Origin of the sequence: Pseudomonas sp. RA_5y_Pfl1_P24 (genome assembly GCF_963970945.1) — a bacterium.
GTDB lineage: Bacteria > Pseudomonadota > Gammaproteobacteria > Pseudomonadales > Pseudomonadaceae > Aquipseudomonas > Aquipseudomonas tritici.
Genome location: NZ_CAXAOJ010000013.1, coordinates 86,823 through 108,459, shown reverse-complemented (window position 1 = coordinate 108,459; position 21,637 = coordinate 86,823). Strand labels below are relative to the sequence as shown.

The 21,637-nt window shown below is 61.0% G+C and carries 20 protein-coding genes; 8 read left to right on the top strand and 12 right to left on the bottom strand.

The window, feature by feature from the left end; genetic code table 11:
- Positions 1-108: 108 nt before the first annotated feature.
- Complete coding sequence (fdhA, locus tag AACY30_RS21480; RefSeq protein ID WP_339469756.1) at positions 109-1,308, top strand: formaldehyde dehydrogenase, glutathione-independent; 1,200 nt, start codon at positions 109-111, stop codon at positions 1,306-1,308.
- Between the two features lie 126 nt (positions 1,309-1,434).
- Here the strand turns inward: fdhA and AACY30_RS21475 are convergent, their stop codons facing one another.
- Complete coding sequence (locus tag AACY30_RS21475; RefSeq protein ID WP_339541099.1) at positions 1,435-1,902, bottom strand: anti-sigma factor domain-containing protein; 468 nt, start codon at positions 1,900-1,902, stop codon at positions 1,435-1,437.
- A gap of 137 nt (positions 1,903-2,039) precedes the next feature.
- Here AACY30_RS21475 and AACY30_RS21470 point away from each other — a divergent pair, with 137 nt between their 5' ends.
- Positions 2,040-2,612, top strand: coding sequence for a DUF2780 domain-containing protein (locus tag AACY30_RS21470; protein ID WP_339469757.1), 573 nt, complete (start codon positions 2,040-2,042; stop codon positions 2,610-2,612).
- Here the strand turns inward: AACY30_RS21470 and AACY30_RS21465 are convergent.
- The gene (locus AACY30_RS21465) at positions 2,609-3,496 is read right to left on the bottom strand and encodes an acyltransferase (RefSeq protein WP_339541098.1); all 888 of its coding nucleotides are present in this window, start codon (positions 3,494-3,496) and stop codon (positions 2,609-2,611) included. The two genes, AACY30_RS21470 and AACY30_RS21465, sit on opposite strands and share 4 nt — an antisense overlap.
- 173 nt (positions 3,497-3,669) lie before the next feature.
- Between AACY30_RS21465 and rloA2 the strand changes: the two genes are divergently transcribed.
- From rloA2 to creD, 4 genes are read left to right on the top strand one after another with little or no spacing between them, the layout of a single operon-like run.
- Positions 3,670-4,170, top strand: coding sequence for a retropepsin-like aspartic peptidase RloA2 (rloA2, locus tag AACY30_RS21460; protein WP_339469759.1), 501 nt, complete (start codon positions 3,670-3,672; stop codon positions 4,168-4,170).
- Positions 4,171-4,179: 9 nt separating this feature from the next.
- Entirely contained in the window at positions 4,180-4,848 is a 669-nt protein-coding gene (gene creB, locus AACY30_RS21455; protein WP_339541097.1) for a two-component system response regulator CreB, read from the top strand.
- A complete protein-coding gene (gene creC, locus AACY30_RS21450; protein WP_339469760.1) occupies positions 4,848-6,287 on the top strand; it encodes a two-component system sensor histidine kinase CreC in 1,440 nt (479 codons plus the stop codon). Before creB ends, creC begins: the two co-directional genes overlap by 1 nt.
- Before the next feature lie 51 nt (positions 6,288-6,338).
- Positions 6,339-7,712 carry a cell envelope integrity protein CreD gene (creD, locus tag AACY30_RS21445; RefSeq protein ID WP_339469761.1) on the top strand — a complete coding sequence of 458 codons (1,374 nt, stop codon included), beginning with the start codon at positions 6,339-6,341 and terminating at the stop codon, positions 7,710-7,712.
- Positions 7,713-7,886: 174 nt separating this feature from the next.
- Here creD and AACY30_RS21440 read toward each other — a convergent pair whose 3' ends face one another.
- The 8 genes from AACY30_RS21440 to AACY30_RS21405 form a co-directional block, all read right to left on the bottom strand.
- On the bottom strand, positions 7,887-8,516 hold the full coding sequence (locus tag AACY30_RS21440) for a glutathione S-transferase (RefSeq protein ID WP_339469762.1): 630 nt from the start codon (positions 8,514-8,516) through the stop codon (positions 7,887-7,889).
- A 60-nt stretch (positions 8,517-8,576) separates the two neighbouring features.
- Positions 8,577-8,759 carry a hypothetical protein gene (locus tag AACY30_RS21435; RefSeq protein WP_339469763.1) on the bottom strand — a complete coding sequence of 61 codons (183 nt, stop codon included), beginning with the start codon at positions 8,757-8,759 and terminating at the stop codon, positions 8,577-8,579.
- A complete protein-coding gene (locus AACY30_RS21430; RefSeq protein ID WP_339541096.1) occupies positions 8,756-9,859 on the bottom strand; it encodes a PepSY-associated TM helix domain-containing protein in 1,104 nt (367 codons plus the stop codon). Before AACY30_RS21430 ends, AACY30_RS21435 begins: the two co-directional genes overlap by 4 nt.
- 62 nt (positions 9,860-9,921) lie before the next feature.
- Positions 9,922-12,354, bottom strand: a complete 2,433-nt coding sequence (locus tag AACY30_RS21425; RefSeq protein WP_339541095.1) for a TonB-dependent siderophore receptor — start codon at positions 12,352-12,354, stop codon at positions 9,922-9,924.
- Between the two features lie 133 nt (positions 12,355-12,487).
- Positions 12,488-13,450 (bottom strand): FecR family protein, encoded by a 963-nt coding sequence (locus AACY30_RS21420; RefSeq protein WP_339541094.1) that lies wholly within the window; start codon positions 13,448-13,450, stop codon positions 12,488-12,490.
- Positions 13,447-13,965, bottom strand: a complete 519-nt coding sequence (locus tag AACY30_RS21415; protein WP_339541093.1) for an RNA polymerase sigma factor — start codon at positions 13,963-13,965, stop codon at positions 13,447-13,449. Before AACY30_RS21415 ends, AACY30_RS21420 begins: the two co-directional genes overlap by 4 nt.
- 100 nt (positions 13,966-14,065) lie before the next feature.
- Positions 14,066-14,773, bottom strand: coding sequence for a 3'-5' exonuclease (locus tag AACY30_RS21410; RefSeq protein WP_339541092.1), 708 nt, complete (start codon positions 14,771-14,773; stop codon positions 14,066-14,068).
- Complete coding sequence (locus tag AACY30_RS21405; RefSeq protein ID WP_339436922.1) at positions 14,770-16,692, bottom strand: putative nucleotidyltransferase substrate binding domain-containing protein; 1,923 nt, start codon at positions 16,690-16,692, stop codon at positions 14,770-14,772. The genes AACY30_RS21410 and AACY30_RS21405 overlap by 4 nt, the downstream gene beginning before the upstream one ends.
- A gap of 245 nt (positions 16,693-16,937) precedes the next feature.
- On the opposite strand from AACY30_RS21405, the gene AACY30_RS21400 reads away from it, so the two are divergent.
- On the top strand, positions 16,938-17,384 hold the full coding sequence (locus AACY30_RS21400) for a response regulator (RefSeq protein WP_339541126.1): 447 nt from the start codon (positions 16,938-16,940) through the stop codon (positions 17,382-17,384).
- Positions 17,385-17,483: 99 nt separating this feature from the next.
- Here the strand turns inward: AACY30_RS21400 and AACY30_RS21395 are convergent, their stop codons facing one another.
- Positions 17,484-19,661: a malate synthase G gene (locus AACY30_RS21395; RefSeq protein WP_339541091.1), complete on the bottom strand. Its 2,178-nt coding sequence runs from the start codon at positions 19,659-19,661 to the stop codon at positions 17,484-17,486.
- Positions 19,662-19,928: 267 nt separating this feature from the next.
- Here AACY30_RS21395 and AACY30_RS21390 point away from each other — a divergent pair, with 267 nt between their 5' ends.
- A complete protein-coding gene (locus AACY30_RS21390) occupies positions 19,929-20,441 on the top strand; it encodes a glycine cleavage system protein R (RefSeq protein WP_339541090.1) in 513 nt (170 codons plus the stop codon).
- 223 nt (positions 20,442-20,664) lie between these two features.
- Here AACY30_RS21390 and rarD read toward each other — a convergent pair whose 3' ends face one another.
- The gene (gene rarD / locus AACY30_RS21385; protein ID WP_339415371.1) at positions 20,665-21,549 is read right to left on the bottom strand and encodes an EamA family transporter RarD; all 885 of its coding nucleotides are present in this window, start codon (positions 21,547-21,549) and stop codon (positions 20,665-20,667) included.
- Between the last annotated feature and the right edge of the window lie 88 nt (positions 21,550-21,637).

Genomic DNA, 21,637 nt, shown 5'->3' with positions numbered 1-21,637 from the left:
AAGAGGCCCCAACTAACAACGCAAAAACAGCATCTGTACCCGAGCACTTAACGCGCTGCCCACCCAACGGGCAACGCGGTTCCATAAAAACAACAGCGAGGTGAAAGCATGTCTGGTAATCGTGGTGTCGTGTATCTCGGCAACGGCAAGGTCGAAGTACAGAAAATCGACTATCCCAAAATGCAGGACCCCCGTGGCAGAAAGATTGAGCACGGCGTCATTCTGCGCGTGGTCTCCACCAATATCTGCGGCTCCGACCAACACATGGTGCGCGGCCGTACCACTGCCCAGACCGGCCTGGTGCTGGGTCATGAAATTACCGGTGAAGTGATCGAGAAGGGCAGCGACGTCGAGAACCTGAAGATCGGCGACTTGGTTTCCGTACCCTTCAACGTGGCTTGCGGTCGCTGCCGCTCCTGCAAAGAACAACACACTGGCGTATGCCTGACCGTCAACCCAGCCCGTGCCGGTGGCGCCTATGGCTATGTCGACATGGGCGACTGGACCGGCGGCCAGGCCGAATACGTACTGGTGCCATACGCCGACTTCAACCTGCTGAAACTGCCGGACCGCGACAAGGCCATGGAGAAAATCCGCGACCTGACGTGCCTCTCCGACATCCTGCCGACTGGCTATCACGGCGCCGTCACCGCCGGTGTTGGCCCTGGTAGCACCGTCTACATCGCCGGCGCTGGCCCGGTCGGCCTGGCCGCTGCCGCTTCTGCGCGCCTGTTGGGCGCTGCGGTGGTGATCATCGGCGACGTCAACCCCATCCGCCTGGCCCACGCCAAGGCACAAGGGTTCGAGATTGCCGACCTGTCCACGGACACCCCGCTGCACGAACAAATCGCTGCGCTGCTGGGTGAGCCGGAAGTGGATTGCGCCGTCGACGCCGTAGGCTTCGAAGCGCGCGGCCATGGCCATGAAGGCGTCAAGGCGGAAGCCCCGGCCACCGTACTTAACTCGCTGATGGGCGTAGTGCGCGTGGCGGGCAAGATCGGTATCCCAGGCCTCTACGTGACTGAAGACCCGGGCGCCGTGGATGCCGCCGCGAAAATGGGCAGCCTGAGCATTCGCTTTGGTCTGGGCTGGGCCAAATCCCACAGCTTCCACACCGGCCAGACCCCGGTGATGAAGTACAACCGCGCACTGATGCAGGCGATCATGTGGGACCGTATCAACATTGCTGAAATCGTGGGCGTGCAGGTGATCAGCCTGGATGACGCGCCACGCGGGTATGGCGAGTTCGATGCGGGTGTGCCGAAGAAGTTTGTGATTGACCCGCATAAGATGTTCAGCGCGGCGTAAATCCCAGACACACAGCGATCCAAATGTGGGAGCGGGCGTGCGCGCGAAGGCGGTGGTTAAGTCAGAGCCTCTTTGACTGACCTAATGCCTTCGCGAGCAAGCCCGCTCCCACAGGGTTTTGGCGTATCAGCGGTAGGCCAGTGCGCCCTGGTACACCGTCGGGCCGGTTGGCTGCTTGCTCAACGACCCCCCCTTGGTCTCCGAGCTCACCAGCAACTCCACTGGCTTGCGAATGCTGGCCTGCTGGCGTGGGTTCAATCCAATGATGCCCTTGCCATCTTCCGGCAACAGCCCCAACGAAACAGGTTTGCCACCCTCGGGCATGGCCCACAGCTCCAGGCTGCGGTCGGGCTCAGGTGCCGCCGTGGCGATCGGTTCAACTTCGAGGTAATCCTTGTGCGCCATGACCTGCGCTGCCGGCTGTTGGGTGGTGGTCACCAGCGTAGCGGCGGATTTGACGGTGTCCTGAGTGTAGAGCGCGCCGCCGAGGCCGCCGAGGCCGGCGACGATGGCCACGCACACGCCGATAAACACGCGAGGACGGCTCCAGAACGGGGGTTTTTGCTCGATCACTTGGGGGCGGGTCGCGCTCATACGGCTGTTCCTGGCATTTTTTTGAATTCATTCCATGGACTGCCACCCTGCGATTGGGTTCCTTGGACTGCCCGGAACAATGGGCCGGATGCCCAGTCAAACGCCTGCTTTCACCCCTACACCCAGAGGTTGTTTCGATGAAGATTTCACGCGGTTTCGCCCTTTCCTGCCTGATGACCCTGGCAGCCGGCCCGGTGTTCGCCGCAGGCTTCAGCCTTGGCGACGCGGCCAATGCCATTTCCGGTATGCAGGGTGGCAACAACAAGGCTGCCGCTGCCGCACCGTCTTCCGAGACGGCCGGTTTGCTGAGCGCACTGACCTCTCAACTCAACATCACCCCCGAACAAGCGGTCGGCGGCACTGGCGCCATGCTGGGCCTGGCCAAGAACAAGCTGAGCGGGAACGAGTACTCGCAATTGGGCAACAGCGTGCCGGGCCTCGACCAGTTGTCGGGCAACAACGCATTGGGCAGCCTCGGGGCCTTGAGCGGGATGCTCGGCCAGGCCGGTGGCAGCAAGACCAGTGGCCTCGACGGCCTGCTGGGTAACGTGAAGAACACCAATGACCTGAACACCGCGTTCAGCGCACTGGGCATGGACAGCGGCATGGTTAGCCAGTTTGCGCCGGTAATCCTGCAATACCTCGGCGGGCAGGGTGCCAACAGCTCCTTGCTGGGCAAGTTGGCCCAGGCCTGGGGCACTGGCAGCTAACGACTTTGCGCGCGCAGTTGCTCGATGCGCGCATCCTTCTCCTTCCAGAGCTGGTTTACCCAGTTCTGGACGGTCTGGCGAAAGGCCGGATCGTTCTCGTAATCCCCTTGCCACAATGCCGGGTCCAGCTCATGGGTACGGATATCGATGATCACCTTTGGCACTGCGCCACTGATCAAATCCCAGAACCCCGGAATCTTTTGCTGCGGATAGACAACCGTCACGTCGAGTACCGCATCCAGCTGTTCCCCCAGCGCCGCCAGCACAAACGCCACGCCACCCGCCTTGGGTTTGAGTAGCCGGGTAAACGGCGAATCCTGTTGCCTGCGCTTGGCCTCGGTGAACCGCGTGCCTTCCAGATAATTGACCACCGTCACCGGCTGGCGCTTGAACAGCTCGCAGGCCTCTTTGGTGATCTTTAAATCCTGCCCGGCCAGTTCCGGGTGCTTGGCGAGGAATGCCTTGGTGTAGCGCTTCATGAACGGGTAATCCAGCGCCCACCAGGCCAGGCCGAGGAAGGGCACCCAGATCAGCTCTTTTTTCAGGAAGAATTTGAAGAACGGCGTGCGACGGTTGAGGGCCTGGATCAGCGCTGGAATATCCACCCAGGATTGGTGGTTGCTGATGACCAGGTAGGAGGTATCACCGCGTAGGTCTGCGCCACCGCGAATGTCCCATTGGGTCGGGATGCACAGCGCGAAGATCAGCTTGTCGATCTCGGCCCAGGTTTCGGCGATCCACATGACCGCCCACGACATGGCGTCACGAGTGCGACCAGGTGCCGCCACCTTGAGTAGGGCAAACACCATCAGCGGGCCGATCAGGACCAGGGTGTTGAGCAATAAAAGCAGTGAGACAAAACAGCCGGTGAGCAGGCGGCGCATAAGCAACTCTTGCAATCCTGTGGGCGGGTCATGATAAGCAGCTTGAGTCTAGAGGCCAAATCGCAAATTACCGGACGAATGTTTCACAATGTGCCGGGTATGCTGGGGCGAGCTAACTAAGTGCTGCCTTTGCGGTCTAGAATTCGCCTACTTCTTTCCGAGGAAATCACTTCGTGAAACTGCTCCTTGCCTCGCTCGCCCTGGTTGCCCTGCCTGTCATGGCTGCCGAACCGACCCTTTACGGTCGCTACGAATACATCCAATTGCCGGAGATCGGCGAAACCTTCAAGGCCAAGATGGACACCGGCGCGTTGACCGCCTCGCTGTCGGCGCGTGATATCGAAACCTTCACCCGTGATGGCGACGACTGGGTGCGCTTCCGCCTCGGCGGCAAGGATGCCTCCAACAAAGTCTACGAACACAAAGTCTCGCGCATCAGCAAGATCAAGAGCCGCGCCGACGAAGACGATGACAAAGACGAAGCGACAGTGGCCAAGCGCCCGGTAATCGATCTGGAAATGTGCCTGGGCAACGTCAAGCGCACCGTCGAGGTCAACCTCACCGACCGCAGCAGCTTCAACTACCCGTTGCTGATCGGCGCCAAGGCCCTGCGTGAATTCGGCGCTGCGGTAAACCCGGCTCGTCGTTACACTGCTGACAAACCGGACTGCTGACGGAACACCATGGTGCATATCCTGATTGTCGAAGACGAAGCGGCGATAGCCGACACGCTGATATTCGCCCTGCAAGGCGAGGGGTTTACCACCACCTGGCTGAGCCTTGGCCAGGAGGCGCTGGCCCACCAGCGCCAGACGCCGGCTGACCTGATCATCCTCGACATCGGCCTGCCCGACATCACGGGGTTTGAAACCTGCAAGCAACTGCGCCGCTTCAGTGAAGTACCGGTGATGTTCCTCAGCGCGCGGGATGGCGAGATCGACCGTGTGGTGGGGTTGGAGATCGGTGCCGACGATTATGTGGTCAAGCCCTTCAGCCCGCGGGAGGTGACCGCACGGGTCAGGGCGATCCTCAAGCGAATCGGCCCTGGTGCTGCGCCCACAGTGTTCCAGGTTGATCTGGAACGTATGCAGATCGCTTATCGCGGCCAGCCCTTGAGCCTGACGCGCCATGAATTCCGCCTGCTGCAAAGCCTGCTGGAACAACCCGAGCGTGTCTTCAGCCGTGAGCAATTATTGGACGCGGTCGGCGTGGCGGCAGATGCCGGCTACGAGCGCAATATCGACAGCCATATCAAAAGCCTGCGCAGCAAATTACGCAGCGTGGCTGCCGATGCCGAGCCGATCCAGACCCATCGCGGCCTCGGCTACAGCTACAGCCCGAGCAATAGCTGATGCGCTTGGGGCTGCGGATTTTCCTGGTGTATGCGCTGTTTATCGGCCTCACCGGCTACTTCGTGCTCAACACTGTCATGAAGGAAATCCGCCCCGGTGTGCGCCAGTCCACCGAAGAAACCCTGGTGGACACCGCCAATCTGCTGGCCGAGATCCTGCGCGATGACGTCAAGAACGGCACCCTCGGCCAAAGCCACTGGCCGGCATTGCTCAAGGCCTACGGCAATCGCCAGCCGGGCGCGACCATTTGGGGCCTGCCGAAAAACCAGGTCAACCACCGCATCTATGTGACCGACGCCAAGGGCACCGTGTTGCTCGACTCCACGGGCGAAGCGGTGGGCCAGGACTATTCCAAGTGGAACGACGTCTACCTGACCCTGCGCGGTGAATACGGCGCCCGGTCCACTCGCAGCGCAGCGGATGACGCCACCTCGTCGGTGATGCACGTGGGCGCGCCGATCCGTGACAATGGCCAGATCATCGGGGTGGTCACCGTGGCCAAACCGAACAGCTCATTGCAGCCCTATGTCGACCGCACCGAGCGGCGCCTGCTGTGGTACGGCGCGGGCCTGGTGATTCTGGGTCTGCTGCTGGGCGCACTGCTGTCGTGGTGGCTGAGCGCCGCGCTGCGCCGGTTGACGGCTTATGCCGAAGCGGTCAGCGAAGGCCGGCGTGCCGAGTTGCCGCATTATAGGGGCGGCGAACTCAAGCAGTTATCCACCGCCGTGGAACACATGCGTACGCAGTTGGAAGGTAAGGCCTATGTCGAACATTACGTGCATACCCTGACCCACGAATTGAAAAGCCCGTTGGCGGCGATACGCGGCGCGGCGGAGTTGTTGCAGGGCGATATGACCCGCGAACAACAGCAGCGTTTTGTCGGCAACATCGACAGCGAAAGTGCGCGCCTGCAGCAGTTGATCGAGCGCTTGCTGAACCTGGCGCAAGTCGAGCAACGCCAAGGCCTGGAAGAGCAGGCGAGTATCCCGTTGGCCGCGATGGTCGATGAGGTCATCAAGGCCCAGTGCGCGCGCATTGAAGGCGCCGGATTGTGCGTTGAACAGACGATTGCGGCGGATGTGCAGGTGTATGGCGAGCCCTTCCTGCTGCGTCAGGCGCTGGGCAATCTGCTGGACAACGCCCTGGATTTCACACCGCCCGGTGGCCAGTTGAAATTCAGCGCGCAGGCGCGTTACAACGACGTGCAAGTGAGCCTGTTCAACCAGGCCGCGCCGATTCCCGACTACGCTCTGCCACGCCTGAGCGAGCGTTTCTATTCATTGCCACGCCCGGCCAGCGGGCGCAAAAGCACCGGGCTGGGCCTCAACTTTGTTGAGGAAGTGATGAAGCTGCACGGCGGTGCGTTGCAGATCGGCAACGTGCAAGGCGGCGTGCAAGTGGTACTGCATCTCCACACAGTCTCCACATTGCCCACATAAATCCCCCACACAGTCTGCTCAGACTCTCCCCATCAAAACAGGGAGAGACCCATGAACCGCAGCCTGCTTTTCAAACTTGGCGCGATTGCGCTGCTGATCCTGCTGTTGCTGATTCCGTTGCTGATGATCAACGGCATCATCAGTGACCGCCAGCAACTGCGCGATGGCGTACTGATGGACATCGCCCGCAGCTCCAGCTATGCCCAGCGTCTCACCGGCCCGGTGATGGTGGTGCCGTATCGCAAGACCGTGCGCGAGTGGAAGCTCAATGAAAAGCTCAACAAACGCTACGAAGTCACCCGCGAAGAGCGTGGTCGTCTGTATTTCCTGCCGGATCGTTTTGAGCTCGACGGCAAAGTGCAGACCGAACTGCGTGCGCGGGGCATCTACCAGGCGCGGCTGTTCCATGCCGATAACCGCATCAGCGGGCGTTTCGAGCTGCCTGCGCAGTTGGGCATCACCGAGAATTTTGCCGATTACCGTTTTGAGCCGGCATTTCTGGCGGTGGGTATCAGCGATATTCGCGGCATTGAAAACGCATTGAAGCTTGAGCTGGGCAGCCAGCCGCTGGAGTTCGAACCGGGCTCCCAGGTCGACTGGCTCGGTGAGGGCGTGCACGTGGCGCTGCCGGAGCAGGACACTAAAAAGCCCTACGTGGTGGATTTCGCCTTTGACCTACGCCTGCAAGGCACCGAGCAACTGCAAGTGGTGCCGGTGGGCAAGACCAGCCAAGTGTCACTCGCGTCCAACTGGCCGCACCCAAGCTTTATCGGCAACTTCCTGCCGGCGCAACGCGAGATCACCGACAAAGGCTTTAGCGCCAACTGGCAGACTTCATTCTTCTCCACCAACCTTGAGCAAGCCCTGCAGACCTGCCTGGACGGGCAAGGCTGTGACGACTTCAACAACCGCAGCTTCGGCGTCAACTTCATCGACCCGGTGGACCAATACCTCAAGAGCGACCGCGCGATCAAATACGCGTTGCTGTTTATCGCCCTGACCTTTGCCGGTTTCTTCCTGTTCGAAGTGCTCAAGAGCCTGGCGGTGCACCCGATCCAGTACGCCTTGGTGGGCGTGGCGCTGGCGTTTTTCTACCTGCTGCTGTTGTCGTTGTCCGAGCATATAGGCTTCGCCATGGCCTACCTTATCTCCGCCAGTGCCTGCGTGTTGTTGATTGGTTTCTACGTGTGCCATGTGCTGCGCAGCGTGGCCCATGGGTTGGGCTTCTCGGCGGGGTTGGCGGCGTTGTATGGCTTGTTGTACGGGCTGTTGAGTGCCGAGGATTACGCGTTGCTGATGGGCTCGCTGTTGTTGTTCGGCCTGCTGGGCACGGTGATGGTGCTGACGCGCAAACTGGACTGGTATGGCGTGGGCAAGCGCAAAGCGGCCGAGCCACTGCAGTTTGACCTGGAGGCAGTGCAATGATCGGGTTGCGCGAGGATCAGCAAATGAAGGCGAGGATGGTCGACTTCCTTAATAACGCCGCCGCCCACTGTGGGAGCGGACTTGCTCGCGAAGGCGGTATGTCAGCCACAGATGTTTCAACTGAGCCACCGCATTCGCGAGCAAGCCCGCTCCCCAGGGGAATGACGGTGAATCTTAGATGGGCGGCTGGGTGTCCAGCATCGAAGGCCGCTGGCTGACCTCGGCATACCATGCGGCAAGCTGCGGGTTATCCGAGCGCCATTGCATATCCGGATGACGGAAATCCAGGTAACCCAAGGCGCAGGCCACGCTGATAGCGGCGATGTCGAAGTGGCTGGTCAGTTCGGCGATTGCATCCGCTTCTAACTCAGCGAGGCTGCGACGGATCTTGTTGCGCTGCTCGTCGAGCCATTGGTCCCAGTGTTTTTCCGCCGGTCGCAGGGCGGTCTCGTAACGCACCAGCACGGCGGCATCCATGATGCCGTCGGCCATCGAAGCCAGGGTCAGGCGGCGCCAGCGCGCCGAGCCGTCGCGAGGGATCAGCGGGTTGCCGACGTGCTGGTGGTCGAAGTAATCAAGGATCACCCGGCTGTCGTGCAGCACCGTGCCGTCCGCCAGGCGCAGGGCCGGGATCTTGCCCACCGGGTTGCCTTGCACCAGTTGGGCGTCCGGGTTGACCGGGGTCGGCATGCACCCGTGCAGGGCCACGCGATCTTGCTGGCCGGTTTCGGCCAGCAGCACACGGACCTTGCGCACGAACGGTGAAGCGGGGTTGTGGAACAGGGTCATGCTGGGAGCGGACATGGGCATTCCTCAAGATAGGCGTGGCTAGCCTAGAGGGTTGCATGACGGCTGGCGAGGCCCTTAGCCGCGCCGTTTGAACAACGCGTGCACGCCTATGACTGCTGGCACCCCTAAACCCACCCAACTGAGCGAATCCCACAGCCCATCCCCGAGCAACGCCGCAAACAACCCGGCGGCGCTGAGCAGGCCAATCCCCAGGGGAATGCCAAACACCTTCCAGAAATTCGACCGGCGCGGCTTCATGCCTTGCCCGCCTTGCGCCGCACGATCCACAAGTAAATCCCGCTCACCAGCACGATGATGGTCAGCACATCCAAGACGGCCCAGAGGATTTTCATCGGCATGCCGCCGTAGTCGCCAAAGTGCAGCGGTTGGGACATGCCCATGGCGTCCATGTACCACGGCCGTTCGGCGATGGCGGTGACGGCCAGGGTACTGGCGTCGATCAACACCGGCGTGAGCAAGTGCGACGTCAGGTGGGTGCTGCCCTTCATAAACACCGCGTAGTGGTGCTCACTGGAAAAGCGCGTGCCGGGGAAGGCGATGAAGTCCGGCTGCATGCCCGGCGCGGCTTTGGCGGCGATGGTCAGCAACTCGGTGGCCGGGGCGCGTTGGGTCAGGGGGGGCGCGCTTTTATAGGGCTCGATCATCGCGCTGAGGCTGTCCTGGCGCCAGGCGGCGATGATCAGGTCGGCGCAGGCGCTGATTACACCGGTCACGCCCACCACCAGCGCCCAGGTCAACGTGACCACACCGATCAGGTTATGCAGGTCGAGCCAACGCAGGCGAGTGGATTTGTCCTGGCGCACAGTGGCGAATGTCAGGCGGCGCATGAACGGCAGGTACAGCACCGTGCCGGAGATAATCGCCAGTACAAACAGAATGCCCATGAACGCCAGCAACAACTTGCCTGGTAGACCGGCGAACATATCCACGTGCAACCGCAGCAGGAACAGGGTGAACCCACCGTTGGCCGCCGGGGTTTCCACCGCTTCACCGGTGCGCGCATCCAGCATGAAAGTGTGCGACGCGTTGGGTTCGGTGCCGGCGCTAGCGGCCATGATTACGATCACGCCGTTCTGGTCGTCTTCGTCCCAGGCCAGGTACTGCATGGCTTCGCCGGGGCGATGAGCCTGAGCTTTAGCCACAAGCTGCTCGAGGTTGAGCCGTGGGGTATCGGCGGGCATCTGCGCCAGTTCAGGCTCATTGCCCAGCAGGTGGTCGATCTCGTGGTGAAACACCAGCGGCAGGCCAGTCAGGGCGAGCAGCAGCAGGAAAACGGTGCAGATCAGGCTGGTCCAGGTGTGGATGAAGGACCAGCGGCGGATGATTTTGCTTTTCATTTTCTAACCTTCAGACACACGCAAGCCGCTCAAGGGAGCGGCCTGGTTGTTGGCTCAGCCGATTACCACTGGTAGGTGGCGCTGGCGACTACGCTGCGTTGGTCGCCCAAGTAGCAGTAGGAACCGTCACAGGTGGAGATGTAGTCCTTGTTGAATAGGTTGGTGGCGTTGAGTTTGACCGATGCACCTTTGAGGCTGTTGTCGAGGCGGCCCAAGTCGTAATGCACCGCACCGTCGAACACGGTGTAGGCGTTGGCCTTACCCAGCCAGGTATTGCCCTGGTCGCCATAGGTGTTGCCGGTGTAGCGGGCGCCGAAGCCGATACCGAAGCCGTCGAGTACGCCGGTGTGCCAGGTGTAGTCGGTCCACAGCGAAGCTTGCTGGTTGGGCATCAGTTGCAGGCGGTTGCCCTTGAAGTCGCCTTTTTGCACTTCGGATTTGGCCAGGGTGTACGCCGCGATCACCTTGAGGTTCTCGGTCACGTCAGAAACGGCTTCCAGTTCCAGGCCTTTGACTTTCACTTCGCCGGTCTGGTCGGTGATCGGGGTGCCGCTCGTTCCGGTGCTGGTGACCAGTACGTTTTTCTGAGTGAGGCTATAGATCGCCGCACTCAGCAAGGTATTGGAGCCAGGTGGCTGATACTTGATTCCCAGTTCCCATTGCTTACCTTCGGTGGGTTTATACGACTTGACCGGGTCGGCGCTGGCGTTGCTTGCTGGCTGGAAGGATTCGGCGTAGGACAGGTATGGCACGAAGCCCGAATCGAACACATAGCTGACTGCCGCGTTGCCGCTGAAGTTTTTGTTGCGGTCGGTGTTGGTCGCGTCTTGTTTGTTGAAGTACGTGGTGCCTTGGTGCACCCAATCTTCACGACCACCGAGGGTCAGGCGCCAGTTGTTGAGGGCCATCTGGTCTTGCACGTAGAGGCCGGTCTGCACGGTTTTCTGGTTGTAGTCGTAGAACGCATCGGAGCGCGCCGGGCGCACTACCGGCGTGGTATTGACCGGGTTGAAGATATTGACACGCCCGGCACCCCCGAAGATCGACAGGTACGAGGTGTCGGTCCGCTGGTGGTCCAGACCCAGCAACAGGGTGTGGGTGACATCACCGGTGGCGAAGTCGGCCTGGAAGTTGTTATCCACCGCGAACTGTCCGATGTTCTCGTCGACGTTGGTCGAGAGGCGATCCATGTTGCCCGCTGCATCCACTGGAGCGAAGGCATAGGAACCCACGGTCAGTTGCTGGAACGACAACTCCGACTTGGTGTAACGCAGGTTCTGCTTGAACTGCCAGGTATCGTTGAAGCGATGCTCGAAGGCATAACCCAGCGCGTAGTAAGTGCGGTCGTAGAACTCGTAATCTGGATCGCCCAGGTTCTTGTGATGTGATACGTCGCCCGATGGCGATTTGATCTTGGTGCCCACGATCGGCAAGAACTGACTGGTGGCGCCAGTATCGTCACGCGTGAACTGCGACAGCAGCGTCAGCTTGGTGTCGGTGTCAATATTCCACGTCAGACTCGGCGCAATGTTGTAGCGCTTGTTGTCGATGTGGTCGACCTGGGTACCCGCATCGCGTACCACACCGCTGACGCCATACAGGAACTGGCCTTCATCATCGATCTTGCCGGTGCTGGCGAAGTTGATCTGGCGGTAGTTGTCACTGCCGTATTGCACCTGAATGGCATGGCTCGACTCTTCGCTCGGACGCCGACTGACCATGTCCAGCAGGCCACCCGGTGGCGTCTGGCCGTACACCGATGAGGCCGGACCGCGCAGCAGGGCAAGGCGGTCGAGGTTCCAGGTTTCGGTTTTCGGGTTGGCGTACACCCCGCGTGGTAGCGGCAGGCCGTCGAGGAACTGGGTCGGTTCGAAGCCGCGCACGCGCATCCAGTCGTAGCGGGTGTCGCTGCCGTAGCTGGCGGACACGATGCCGGGCATGTATTTGACGGCGTCGTCCAGGTTCTGCACGTTGCGGTCCTGCATCTGCTCGCGGGTGGCGACAGAGATCGAGCGCGGCGCTTCAACCAGCGCAGTGTCGGTTTTGGTGCCGGCGGCAGTGCGCGTGGCCAGGTAGCCTTGCACCGGGCCCCAGGCACTTTCCCGGCCGCTGTCTTGGCCAGTGATGTTGGTGACCGGCAGCGCCATTACGCCCTCTTGAATCGCCACCAAGGTGTAAGTCCCCGCGCTGCTCTGCTCCAGTTGCAACCCCGTCCCACGTAACGCTTCACGCAGCGCACCCGGCGCATCGAACTGGCCCTGGACCGGTGCCGAGGTCTTGCCGGCGGCGAGCGCCGGGCTGAGGGTCAGCGCCAAGCCGCCCTGGCTGGCGATCTGGTTCAGGGTGCTGGCCAGTGGCGCCGCCGGCAGGTTGTACGCACGCACGCTGGACGCCTGCTCGGCGGCGATCAGCACAGTGCTGGCCAGCGGGGCGCTGAGGGCGATGGCCACGGCTAACAGGCTGGGGCGCAACAAGGTGTCTAGGGTGCGGGACATACGGCGGCTCCTGAATGGAAATATTTCTCAATTGCCTAGGAGCCGAACGAGAACCGAAAAGTGATAGGGCGGGGTGAAAATATTTTTCCAGGGTGTTCTTGCCTGCGATAGCGATAGCACGGGCATCGCGAACCTAAGGCTTGCCCTTCACCGTCACCCACCACGGGGTGTGCTGCTCAATCTGCACCGGTAACGTCGGCAGCAGCGCATTCAGCGCCAGCGTGGTGTCGTGCAGCGGGAAACTGCCGGTGATACGCAAGTCGGCCACATCTTTATCCACACTCAGGTAACCGGCGCGGTAGCGGCCGAGTTCCTCGACCACATCCCCCAGGCGGGCGTTGTCGACCACCAGCATGCCGCGGGTCCAGGCGTCGGTGGCGGGGGTGACAGCCAGCAGCGGGCCGAGGCCGTCGCTGCGCATCAGCACTTGCTGGCCTTCCTTGAAGACCTGTTCCTGATGCAGCGCCTCAGGCTGTGCGGCCACGGCGGACTGCAACACGCTCAAGCGCGTGGCGTCGTCTTCGCGCTTGACGATAAACCGCGTGCCCAGCGCCCGCAGGCTGCCGTCGCGGGTTTGTACATAGAACGGGCGCGCATCGTTGTGGCCGGTCTCGACCAGGATCTCGCCTTCCTGCAACACGATCAGCCGGCGTTTCTCATCAAAACGCACATCGATAGCACTGTGGGTATTGAGGTTGATCAGCGTACCGTCCGCCAGCTTCAGCGTGCGCTGCTCGCCGGTAGCGGTACGTTGGTCCGCCAGCCAATAGTGGATCGGCACGTAGCGCTCACCGGCAAACAACGCCACGCCAATGACCAGTGCAATGCTCGCCAGGCCACTGCCCAACTTGCGCACGCGCTGGCGAATGCCTTCCCGCGATTGCAACAACGCCACCCGCGCCGGGCCCGAAGCGGCGCTGAAACGCTGGCCGAGCATGCCCAGTTGGCGCCAGGCGCGAGCGTGTTCTTCGTTGCTGGCCAGCCATTTATCGAATTCTTCGCGCTCAACCAGGCTGCCGTCGCCCGAATCGAGGGACAGTTGCCAGGCAATGGCTGCATCCAGCACATGGGCCGAGACCGGTCTGGAACCGTTCACAGCGGCTCACCATACAGGGCGATGTAGCACTGGCGAATGCCCTTGGCCAGGTACTGGCGCACGCGCGGCACGGACACGCCGAGGCGCTGGGCGATTTCCGCATGGCCCATGCCGTCGAGGCGATTATAGAGGAAGGCCGCGCGCGCCTTGCTCGACAATTTGCCGAGCAGGCGGTCGATGGCCTTGAGGTCTTCGAGGATCAGTTGCTGTTCTTCCGGCGAAGGGTGTTCGCTTTCCGGGATCAGCATCAGTTCGGTGAGGTAGGCCTGTTCCAGTGCGGCGCGGCGGAAGTAGTCGAACAGCAAGCCCTTGGCGATGGCGACCAGGAACGCCCGAGGTTCGCGGGGTTCGCGCAGTTCATCACGGCCCAGCAGGCGCATGAAAGTGTCTTGGCTCAGGTCTTCGGCGCGGCTTGGGCAGGCCACATTGCGTCGAAGCCAGGCCAGCAGCCAGCCACGATGGTCGCGATACAACGCGCCAACAAGCTCACTGTGTGGGTTCTGGGCCGACGACAAGGCATCACCGAATAAACAAGAGGTTTAAATTAACGAGAATTATTCGCGATTGTGTCAGAGCCGTGGGGTGGGTGCAATTGGCGTCTGTCGAGAGAGGGTATTAAAACGATGGCGCGTGTTTACGCCGCGTCCACTGGCTCAAGCGCTCTTGCAGCGTGTGGGGGGTGTCGATCTGTTGCTGGCGTGCGCGGCTGAGCAGGATGAGCATCAGCTCCGCCGTGGCCAGCGCATCGGCGCTGGCATGATGGCGCTCGCCCACGTGCAGGTTGAAGTGGTTGATCCAATCGTCCAGCCCGGCTTCGCGTATATGCGCCTCGGGGCACAGCAGCGGGGCGATGTCGGCAACATCAAGAAACGGATGCGTCAGGCGGTAACCCAGGCTGTCCTTGAGCGCCCGGCACAGCATGTGCTGATCGAACGGTGCGTGGAAGGCCAGCAATGGGCTGTCGCCGACAAACGCCATAAAGTCCAGCAACGCCTCGACCGGGTCGCTGCCGGCAGCAATGGCACTGGGGCCGAGGCCGTGGATCAATACGCTGGGGCTGAGTTTGGTGTCGGCGCGTTGCAGCGTGCGCTCGAACAATTGAGAAAAGTCCACCGCGCCGTCTTCGATCACCACCGCACCGATGGACAGCACCTGATCACGGTTGAGGTTCAGGCCGCTGGTTTCCAGGTCCACCACCACCCAGCGCTGACTGCGCAAGGAACCTTCGCCCAGCGCGGTGGGCTTGCGCAGTTGCTCCAGGCGTTGTTGCTGCGCGGTATCCAGCCCAGGCTTTTTCGTACGCAGCCAACTGAACAGGCTCACAACTGATACCGCAACGTCAGGCTGCTTTGCAGGCGTTGAGCCTGGCGCAGGGACTCTCGCAGGATGCGCCGGTCCAGGTGGTTGAGGCTGTCCGGGTCGACGCGGTTGGAATACGGCTGATTCTCGCGGGTTTGCAGCTGGTGCTGCTGCATGCGGGTTTGCTGGATGAAGTGGTAGGCCTCTTCATAGGCGGCGCCGTCCAGAGGCTCGATCACTTCCTTGACCACCAGTTGGCGCAGGCGCTCCAGGGTGTTATTGGCGTGGATGCCGTTGGCCAGGGCCAGGAGGCGCGCGCCGTCGACAAACGGCGTCAGGCCTTGCACCTTGAGGTCGAGAGTGGCTTTTTCGCCGCCTTTACGCGTCAGTACAAACTCGCGGAAGCGTCCTACGGGCGGCCGTTGGCGCAACGCGTTTTCAGCCAGCATGCGTTGGAACAAGCGGTTATCCGCGACCTGGTCGAGAATGCCCTGGCGCAATTGCTCGCAACCACGCTCATCGCCCCACACCACGCGCAGGTCAAAATAAATGCTGGAGCCCAGCAGATTCTCCGGCGTCGCCTCGCGGATAAACGCCGCAAAACGCCGCGCCCATTCCGCTCGGGACAGGCAAAGCTCTGGGTTGCCGGCCATGATGTTGCCCTTGCACAGGCTGAACCCGCACAACGCCAGGCTCTGGTTGATCTGCTGTGCCAGCGGCAACAGGCGACTACGGATCTGCGCTGCTTCGGCGGTGTCCTTGGCATCGAACAGAATGCCGTTGTCCTGGTCGGTGTACAGCGTCTGCTCGCGACGACCTTCGCTGCCAAAACACAACCAACTGAATGGCACGCCGGGGTCGCCTTTTTCAGCCAGCGTGAGTTCGATCACCCGGCATACGGTGTGATCGTTAAGCAGCGTAATGATGTGGGTGATCTGGGTAGACGACGCGCCATGGGCCAGCATGCGTTCGACCAACTGGCCGATCTCGCCGCGAATCGCCACCAGGTTTTCCACGCGTGGCGCGTTACGGATGGTGCGCGCCAGGTGCACCAGGTCCACCCGTTGCAGGGAAAACAGATCGCGCTCGGACACCACGCCACACAGGCGTTGGTCTTTGACCAGGCACACATGGGCGATATGCCGTTCGGTCATGGCGATGGCGGCGTCGAAGGCGCTGTGGTCCGGGGTCAGGAAGAAGGGCGCCTGGGTCATGTGGCCTTCGATGCCTTGGGTGAAATCGCTGGTGCCATCGGCCACCACTTGGCGCAAGTCGCGCAGGGTGAAAATGCCCAGGGGCGCCTGGCCCTCATCGACGATCACAATGCTGCCCACCTGTTGTTCGTGCATCATCGTCACCGCTTCGCGCAGCGGCGTGGTTGGGCTGCACATCACTGGGTGGCGCATGGCCAATTCACCCAGGCGGGTGTTCAGTGAGTATTGAGTGCCGAGGGTCTCCACGGCTTTTTGTTGCACCTGTTGATTAACCGTGTCCAACAGGCTGCTGACGCCACGCAGGGCGAAGTCGCGAAACGGGCTGGACAGCGCGAACAGCTTGATAAACGCCGGTTTGTTCAGTTGCAGGCAGAAGGTGTCTTCGGCCGCCTTGTGCTCGGTGCGGGTTGCCCGTTCACCTAACAGCGCCGCGAGGGGAAAGCACTCGCCCGTCGCGATTTCAAAAGTGGTTTCGGCGCTGTCCGGGCGCTCACCTACGACCCGTCCCTGCTTGACGATATAAAAGTGTTCAACCGGCCCGCCCGACGGTTTAAGGATGCTGTCGCCGGGGCCATAAAATCGCAGCTGGCACTGTTCCACCAAAAACGCCAGGTGTGCGTTTTCCATCTGGTTGAAGGGCGGGAAGCGTTGCAAGAACTGCAGGGTGCCGTGAATGTTTTGCAACACAGCAGTCTTCCCCGCCTGGGCGAAGGCATCAGCTTTACTCATAACAGTGGCCGCATTTTTTGTCGTTATCGTCCCTCATGGTCGACTCGCACGCGGCGGGTGCCCATTGGACGTAAGTCTAGGTCGATACAAACCGCACTCACCTAGGGGAAAGCCTTACATGACTATCGTCCAAAACCTGTAGAACGCCCACTAGTCAGACTTTCCGACGAAGTGCACATTGTTTGACCCTCCGGTGATGTCTGACGTCTGAGCGGAGGGGATTGATGAGAACTGCTGAGAACCGTATGTCCGACCACGATATTTTAAGCGATGCCGAGCGCGAGGCGCTGAGCGCTGTGATGCTGGAGCCTGATCTACCGCCACAGCGCGTGTTGATCGTCGATGACGACAAAGACGCGCGTGAACTGCTGGCGGAAATCCTGGGCCTGGACGGCATTCGCTGCATGACCGCCGAGAATGGTGAGGCGGCGTGGTACATGTTGAATTCCAGCAGCTCCATCGGTTTGCTCATCACCGACCTGCGCATGGCGCCCAGCAATGGCCTGGAACTGATCCGCCAGGTTCGCGAATCCACGCGTGCGGCGTTGCCGATCATCATCATGTCGGGGGACGCGGAAGCGCTGGATGTGATCGATGCGATGCATTTGAGTGTGGTGGATTTTTTGTTGAAGCCGATTGATAGCGCGAAGTTGGCGAAGTTGGTGAAGCGGGAGTTGGGGATGGCGTCCTGACTCTGTGTTGACGGTGACGGCCTCTTCGCGAGCAAGCGCCAGTCCAGCCGTCACAAAACCCAATAAAAAGCCCTGATCTCGCGACCAGGGCTTTTTCATTTACAGGCCGTTTTTAGCCTTGAACTCCCGCCGCCGACGGTGCAATACCGGCTCGGTATACCCATTCGGCTGTTTGGTCCCTTCAATCACCAACTCCACCGCCGCCTGGAACGCGATGTTGCTGTCGAAATCCGGTGCCAGCGGGCGATACAACTTATCCCCGGCATTCTGACGGTCCACCACCGGCGCCATGCGCTTGAGGCTTTCCATCACTTGGGCTTCGTTGACGATGCCGTGGCGCAGCCAGTTGGCGATGTGCTGGCTGGAGATGCGCAGGGTGGCGCGGTCTTCCATCAGGCCCACATCGTTGATGTCCGGCACTTTCGAGCAGCCGACGCCCTGGTCGATCCAGCGCACGACGTAGCCAAGGATGCCCTGGGCGTTGTTGTCCAGCTCGTTGCGGACTTCTTCGTCAGACCAGTCGGTGTTGCTGGCCAGAGGAATCGTCAGGATGTCGTCCACCGAGGCGCGCTCGCGCTTGGCCAGTTCGGCCTGGCGGGCGAAAACGTCGACCTTGTGGTAATGCAACGCGTGCAATGCGGCTGCCGTTGGCGACGGCACCCAGGCAGTGTTGGCACCGGCCAATGGATGGGCTATTTTCTGTTCGAGCATCGCCGCCATCAGGTCGGGCATGGCCCACATGCCTTTACCGATCTGCGCGCGACCTTGCAGGCCGGTGCTCAAGCCGATATCGACGTTCCAGTTTTCGTAGGCGCCAATCCACTTCTCGGCCTTCATCGCGGCCTTGCGCACCATCGCGCCGGCTTCCATGGAGGTGTGGATTTCGTCGCCAGTGCGGTCAAGGAAGCCGGTGTTGATAAACACCACACGCTCGCTGGCCGCCTTGATGCAGGCCTTGAGGTTGACCGTGGTGCGGCGTTCCTCGTCCATGATCCCGACTTTCAGCGTGTTGCGCGGCAGGTTCAGCACGTCTTCGATGCGCCCGAACAGCTCGTTGGTGAACGCCGCTTCTTCGGGGCCGTGCATTTTCGGTTTAACGATGTACACAGAGCCGGTGCGGCTGTTCTTGCGGCTGCTGTTGCCGTTGAGGCTGTGGATCGCCGCGAGGCTGGTGAGCAAGCCGTCAAGAATGCCTTCCGGCACCTCGTTGGCGTTTTTGTCGAGGATCGCGTCGATGGTCATCAGGTGACCCACGTTGCGTACGAACAACAGCGAACGACCGTGCAGGGTGACATCCTTGCCATCCACGCCGGTGTAGACGCGGTCGGCGTTCATGGTGCGGGTAAAGGTCTTACCGCCCTTGGCTACTTCTTCGGCCAGGTCGCCCTTCATCAGGCCGAGCCAGTTGCGGTAGATCACCACCTTGTCATCGGCATCGACGGCGGCGACGGAGTCTTCGCAGTCCATGATGGTGGTCAGCGCGGCTTCCATCAGCACGTCTTTGACGCCGGCGGCATCGGTCTGGCCGACCGGGGTGCTGGCGTCGATCTGGATTTCGAAGTGCAGGCCGTTGTGTTTCAGCAGGATCGCAATCGGCTCAGCCGCAGGGCCTTGGAAACCGATCAACTGCGCGTCGTCACGCAGGCCGCTGTTGCTGCCGCCCTTGAGGCTGACGATCAGCTTGCCATCGGCAATCTTGTAGCCGGTGGACTCGGCGTGGCTGCCGGCGCTGAGCGGGGCGGCCTCATCGAGAAAAGCGCGGGCGAAGGCGATAACCTTGTCGCCGCGCACTTTGTTGTAGCCCTGGCCCTTCTCGGCGCCATCGGCTTCACTGATGGCGTCGGTGCCATACAGTGCGTCATACAACGAACCCCAGCGCGCATTCGAGGCGTTGAGTGCGAAGCGCGCGTTCATCACCGGCACGACCAACTGAGGGCCGGCCATGCGGGCGATTTCGTCATCGACGTTTTGGGTTGTGGCCTGGAAGTCTGCAGCTTCTGGCAGCAGGTAGCCGATGTCTTGCAGAAAGGCTTTGTAGGCCACCGGGTCGTGAGCCTGGCCGGCGTGGGTCTGGTGCCAGGTATCGATGCGCACCTGGAAATCGTCGCGTTTGGCGAGTAGGGCTTTGTTCTTCGGTGCCAGATCATGGATGACCTTGTCGGCACCGGCCCAGAACTGGTCGGCAGTGATGCCCGTACCGGGAATGGCTTCGTTGTTCACGAAGTCGAACAGGACTTTGGCGACCTGCAGGCCACCGACTTGAACGTGTTCAGTCATTGCTTGCCTCACTCTGCGGAGCTTATGCGCTTTTTCAGATTTTCATTATGTAGTGCACGGTTGGGCATACTACATGATGACTTGCGGTTGTGAAAATTAGACTAAATACGTCGTTTAGCGACCCACTTTGGTCGTACGGTCACAGCGGAGAATCGGATGTTCTCAAAAAACTATTAGATTGTTCCAGATAAATATAAAAATGGTACACGATTTGTTTTCAAGGGCTTCCGGGTCCACCTTGTAGATTGAATTCCAGAGGGCTTTGCCATGGACCATCTTGTACTCACAATTATCGCCGCCGACAAACCCGGGCTGGTTGAACGCATTGCGCAGAACATCAACGCCCACGGCGGCAACTGGCTGGAAAGCCGCATGGCGCACATGGCCGGGCAGTTTGCCGGGATCCTGCGGGTCAGTGTACCGACGCAGAGCCGTCAGGCGTTGGTGGGCGCGCTGGAGGATTTATCCACACACGGCATTCGTGTGCTGGTGGGTGAGGGCAGCACTGGCCAGGCTTCAGCATCCAAAGCGATTGTGATGACGCTGGTGGGCAACGACCGTTCGGGCATCGTGCGCGAGATCACGGCGCTGCTGAGCCAGCAGGGGGTGAACCTGGCGAGTCTGAGCACTGACGTTCGCCCGGCCCCTATGAGCGGTGACCCGTTGTTCACTGCCGAGGCGCTGTTGCAGGTGCCGGCAGCATTATCCCTGGATGTATTGCAGTTATCCCTGGAAACCCTGGCGGATGACTTGATGGTGGAGTTGCACTACGAGGAATAATCGGGCCATGAGGTTATGCATGGAAATCTTGCATGGGCCTGTGGATAACCTGTAGAGACCCGGCGCCAGGCCAGACCGGCCGGGCTTCTCCGTCAACTGAGCAAAAAACGAGCAGTTTCAAGGGCTTGTGCACAAATGGCGGGGATCAGGTTGTGGATAACCTTGGGATGGGTGTCTGCAAGTCACGCCGACCGTGCCTTGCAGAGGTTTGTACGTTATTTGATCAGCGTTTTCGCACGCTCAGCCAGATATCCACGCTGTACACCACCAGGCCTGCCCAGATAAAGGCGAAGGCAGTCAACGTGCTCGGCGCCAGGTGTTCGCCGAACAGCAGCACGGCCTCAAGTAGCACCAGCGTCGGCGCCACATACTGCAGGAAGCCTAGCGCGGTGTAAGGCAAATGCCGTGCGGCGGCGTTGAAACACACCAGCGGGATCAGCGTCACCGGGCCCGCAGCTACCAGCCACCAGGCTTCTGAGGTGCTCCAAAATTCCAGCTGCGCACTGTGGGCCGTTGGGTTGAACAGCAGCCATGCGACAGCAATGGGCACCAGCATCCAGGTTTCTACCACCAGCCCCGGCAACGCTTTCACCGGCGCCTGTTTACGGATCAATCCGTAAAAGCCAAAGGTCAACGCCAGCACCAGCGACACCCACGGCAAGCTGCCCACCTGCCACACCTGTTGCGCCACACCCGCTGCAGCCAGCCCGACGGCGACCCATTGCAGACGGCGCAGGCGTTCACCCAGGATCAGCATGCCCAGCAGCACATTGACCAGCGGGTTGATGTAGTAACCCAGGCTCGCTTCCAGCATGCGCCCCGTATTCACCGACCACACATACGTCAGCCAGTTGGCCGCAATCAGCGAACCGCTGAGGGCCAGGATCGCCAGGCGCTTGGGGTTGTCACGCAGTTCGCGGAACCAGCCGGGGTGTTTCCACACCATCAGCAGCAAACCGCCGAACAGCGCTGACCACAGTACGCGGTGCACGATGATCTCGGCGGCGGGTACGCTGGCGATGGCTTTGAAGTAGAGCGGGAACAGACCCCAGATGACATAGGCGCTAAGGCCCAGGATGTACCCCTTGCGGGGGTTGGCGGCTTGCATGCGGAATCCTTGCTTAGGCAGCTAACAAAGCGTAATTGTAAGGATATTTCTCAGGCATTGGGATCTGCTTTCTGTGGGCGCCGGGCTT

Bases quoted from the DNA above. Each gene is read 5' to 3' on its own strand.
- fdhA (WP_339469756.1), top strand. From the start codon at position 109: ATGTCTGGTAATCGTGGTGTCGTGTATCTCGGCAACGGCAAGGTCGAA.
- AACY30_RS21475 (WP_339541099.1), bottom strand. From the start codon at position 1,902: ATGAGCGCGACCCGCCCCCAAGTGATCGAGCAAAAACCCCCGTTCTGG.
- AACY30_RS21470 (WP_339469757.1), top strand. From the start codon at position 2,040: ATGAAGATTTCACGCGGTTTCGCCCTTTCCTGCCTGATGACCCTGGCA.
- AACY30_RS21465 (WP_339541098.1), bottom strand. From the start codon at position 3,496: ATGCGCCGCCTGCTCACCGGCTGTTTTGTCTCACTGCTTTTATTGCTC.
- creB (WP_339541097.1), top strand. From the start codon at position 4,180: ATGGTGCATATCCTGATTGTCGAAGACGAAGCGGCGATAGCCGACACG.
- creC (WP_339469760.1), top strand. From the start codon at position 4,848: ATGCGCTTGGGGCTGCGGATTTTCCTGGTGTATGCGCTGTTTATCGGC.
- creD (WP_339469761.1), top strand. From the start codon at position 6,339: ATGAACCGCAGCCTGCTTTTCAAACTTGGCGCGATTGCGCTGCTGATC.
- AACY30_RS21440 (WP_339469762.1), bottom strand. From the start codon at position 8,516: ATGTCCGCTCCCAGCATGACCCTGTTCCACAACCCCGCTTCACCGTTC.
- AACY30_RS21435 (WP_339469763.1), bottom strand. From the start codon at position 8,759: ATGAAGCCGCGCCGGTCGAATTTCTGGAAGGTGTTTGGCATTCCCCTG.
- AACY30_RS21430 (WP_339541096.1), bottom strand. From the start codon at position 9,859: ATGAAAAGCAAAATCATCCGCCGCTGGTCCTTCATCCACACCTGGACC.
- AACY30_RS21425 (WP_339541095.1), bottom strand. From the start codon at position 12,354: ATGTCCCGCACCCTAGACACCTTGTTGCGCCCCAGCCTGTTAGCCGTG.
- AACY30_RS21405 (WP_339436922.1), bottom strand. From the start codon at position 16,692: ATGAGTAAAGCTGATGCCTTCGCCCAGGCGGGGAAGACTGCTGTGTTG.
- AACY30_RS21400 (WP_339541126.1), top strand. From the start codon at position 16,938: ATGTCCGACCACGATATTTTAAGCGATGCCGAGCGCGAGGCGCTGAGC.
- AACY30_RS21395 (WP_339541091.1), bottom strand. From the start codon at position 19,661: ATGACTGAACACGTTCAAGTCGGTGGCCTGCAGGTCGCCAAAGTCCTG.
- AACY30_RS21390 (WP_339541090.1), top strand. From the start codon at position 19,929: ATGGACCATCTTGTACTCACAATTATCGCCGCCGACAAACCCGGGCTG.
- rarD (WP_339415371.1), bottom strand. From the start codon at position 21,549: ATGCAAGCCGCCAACCCCCGCAAGGGGTACATCCTGGGCCTTAGCGCC.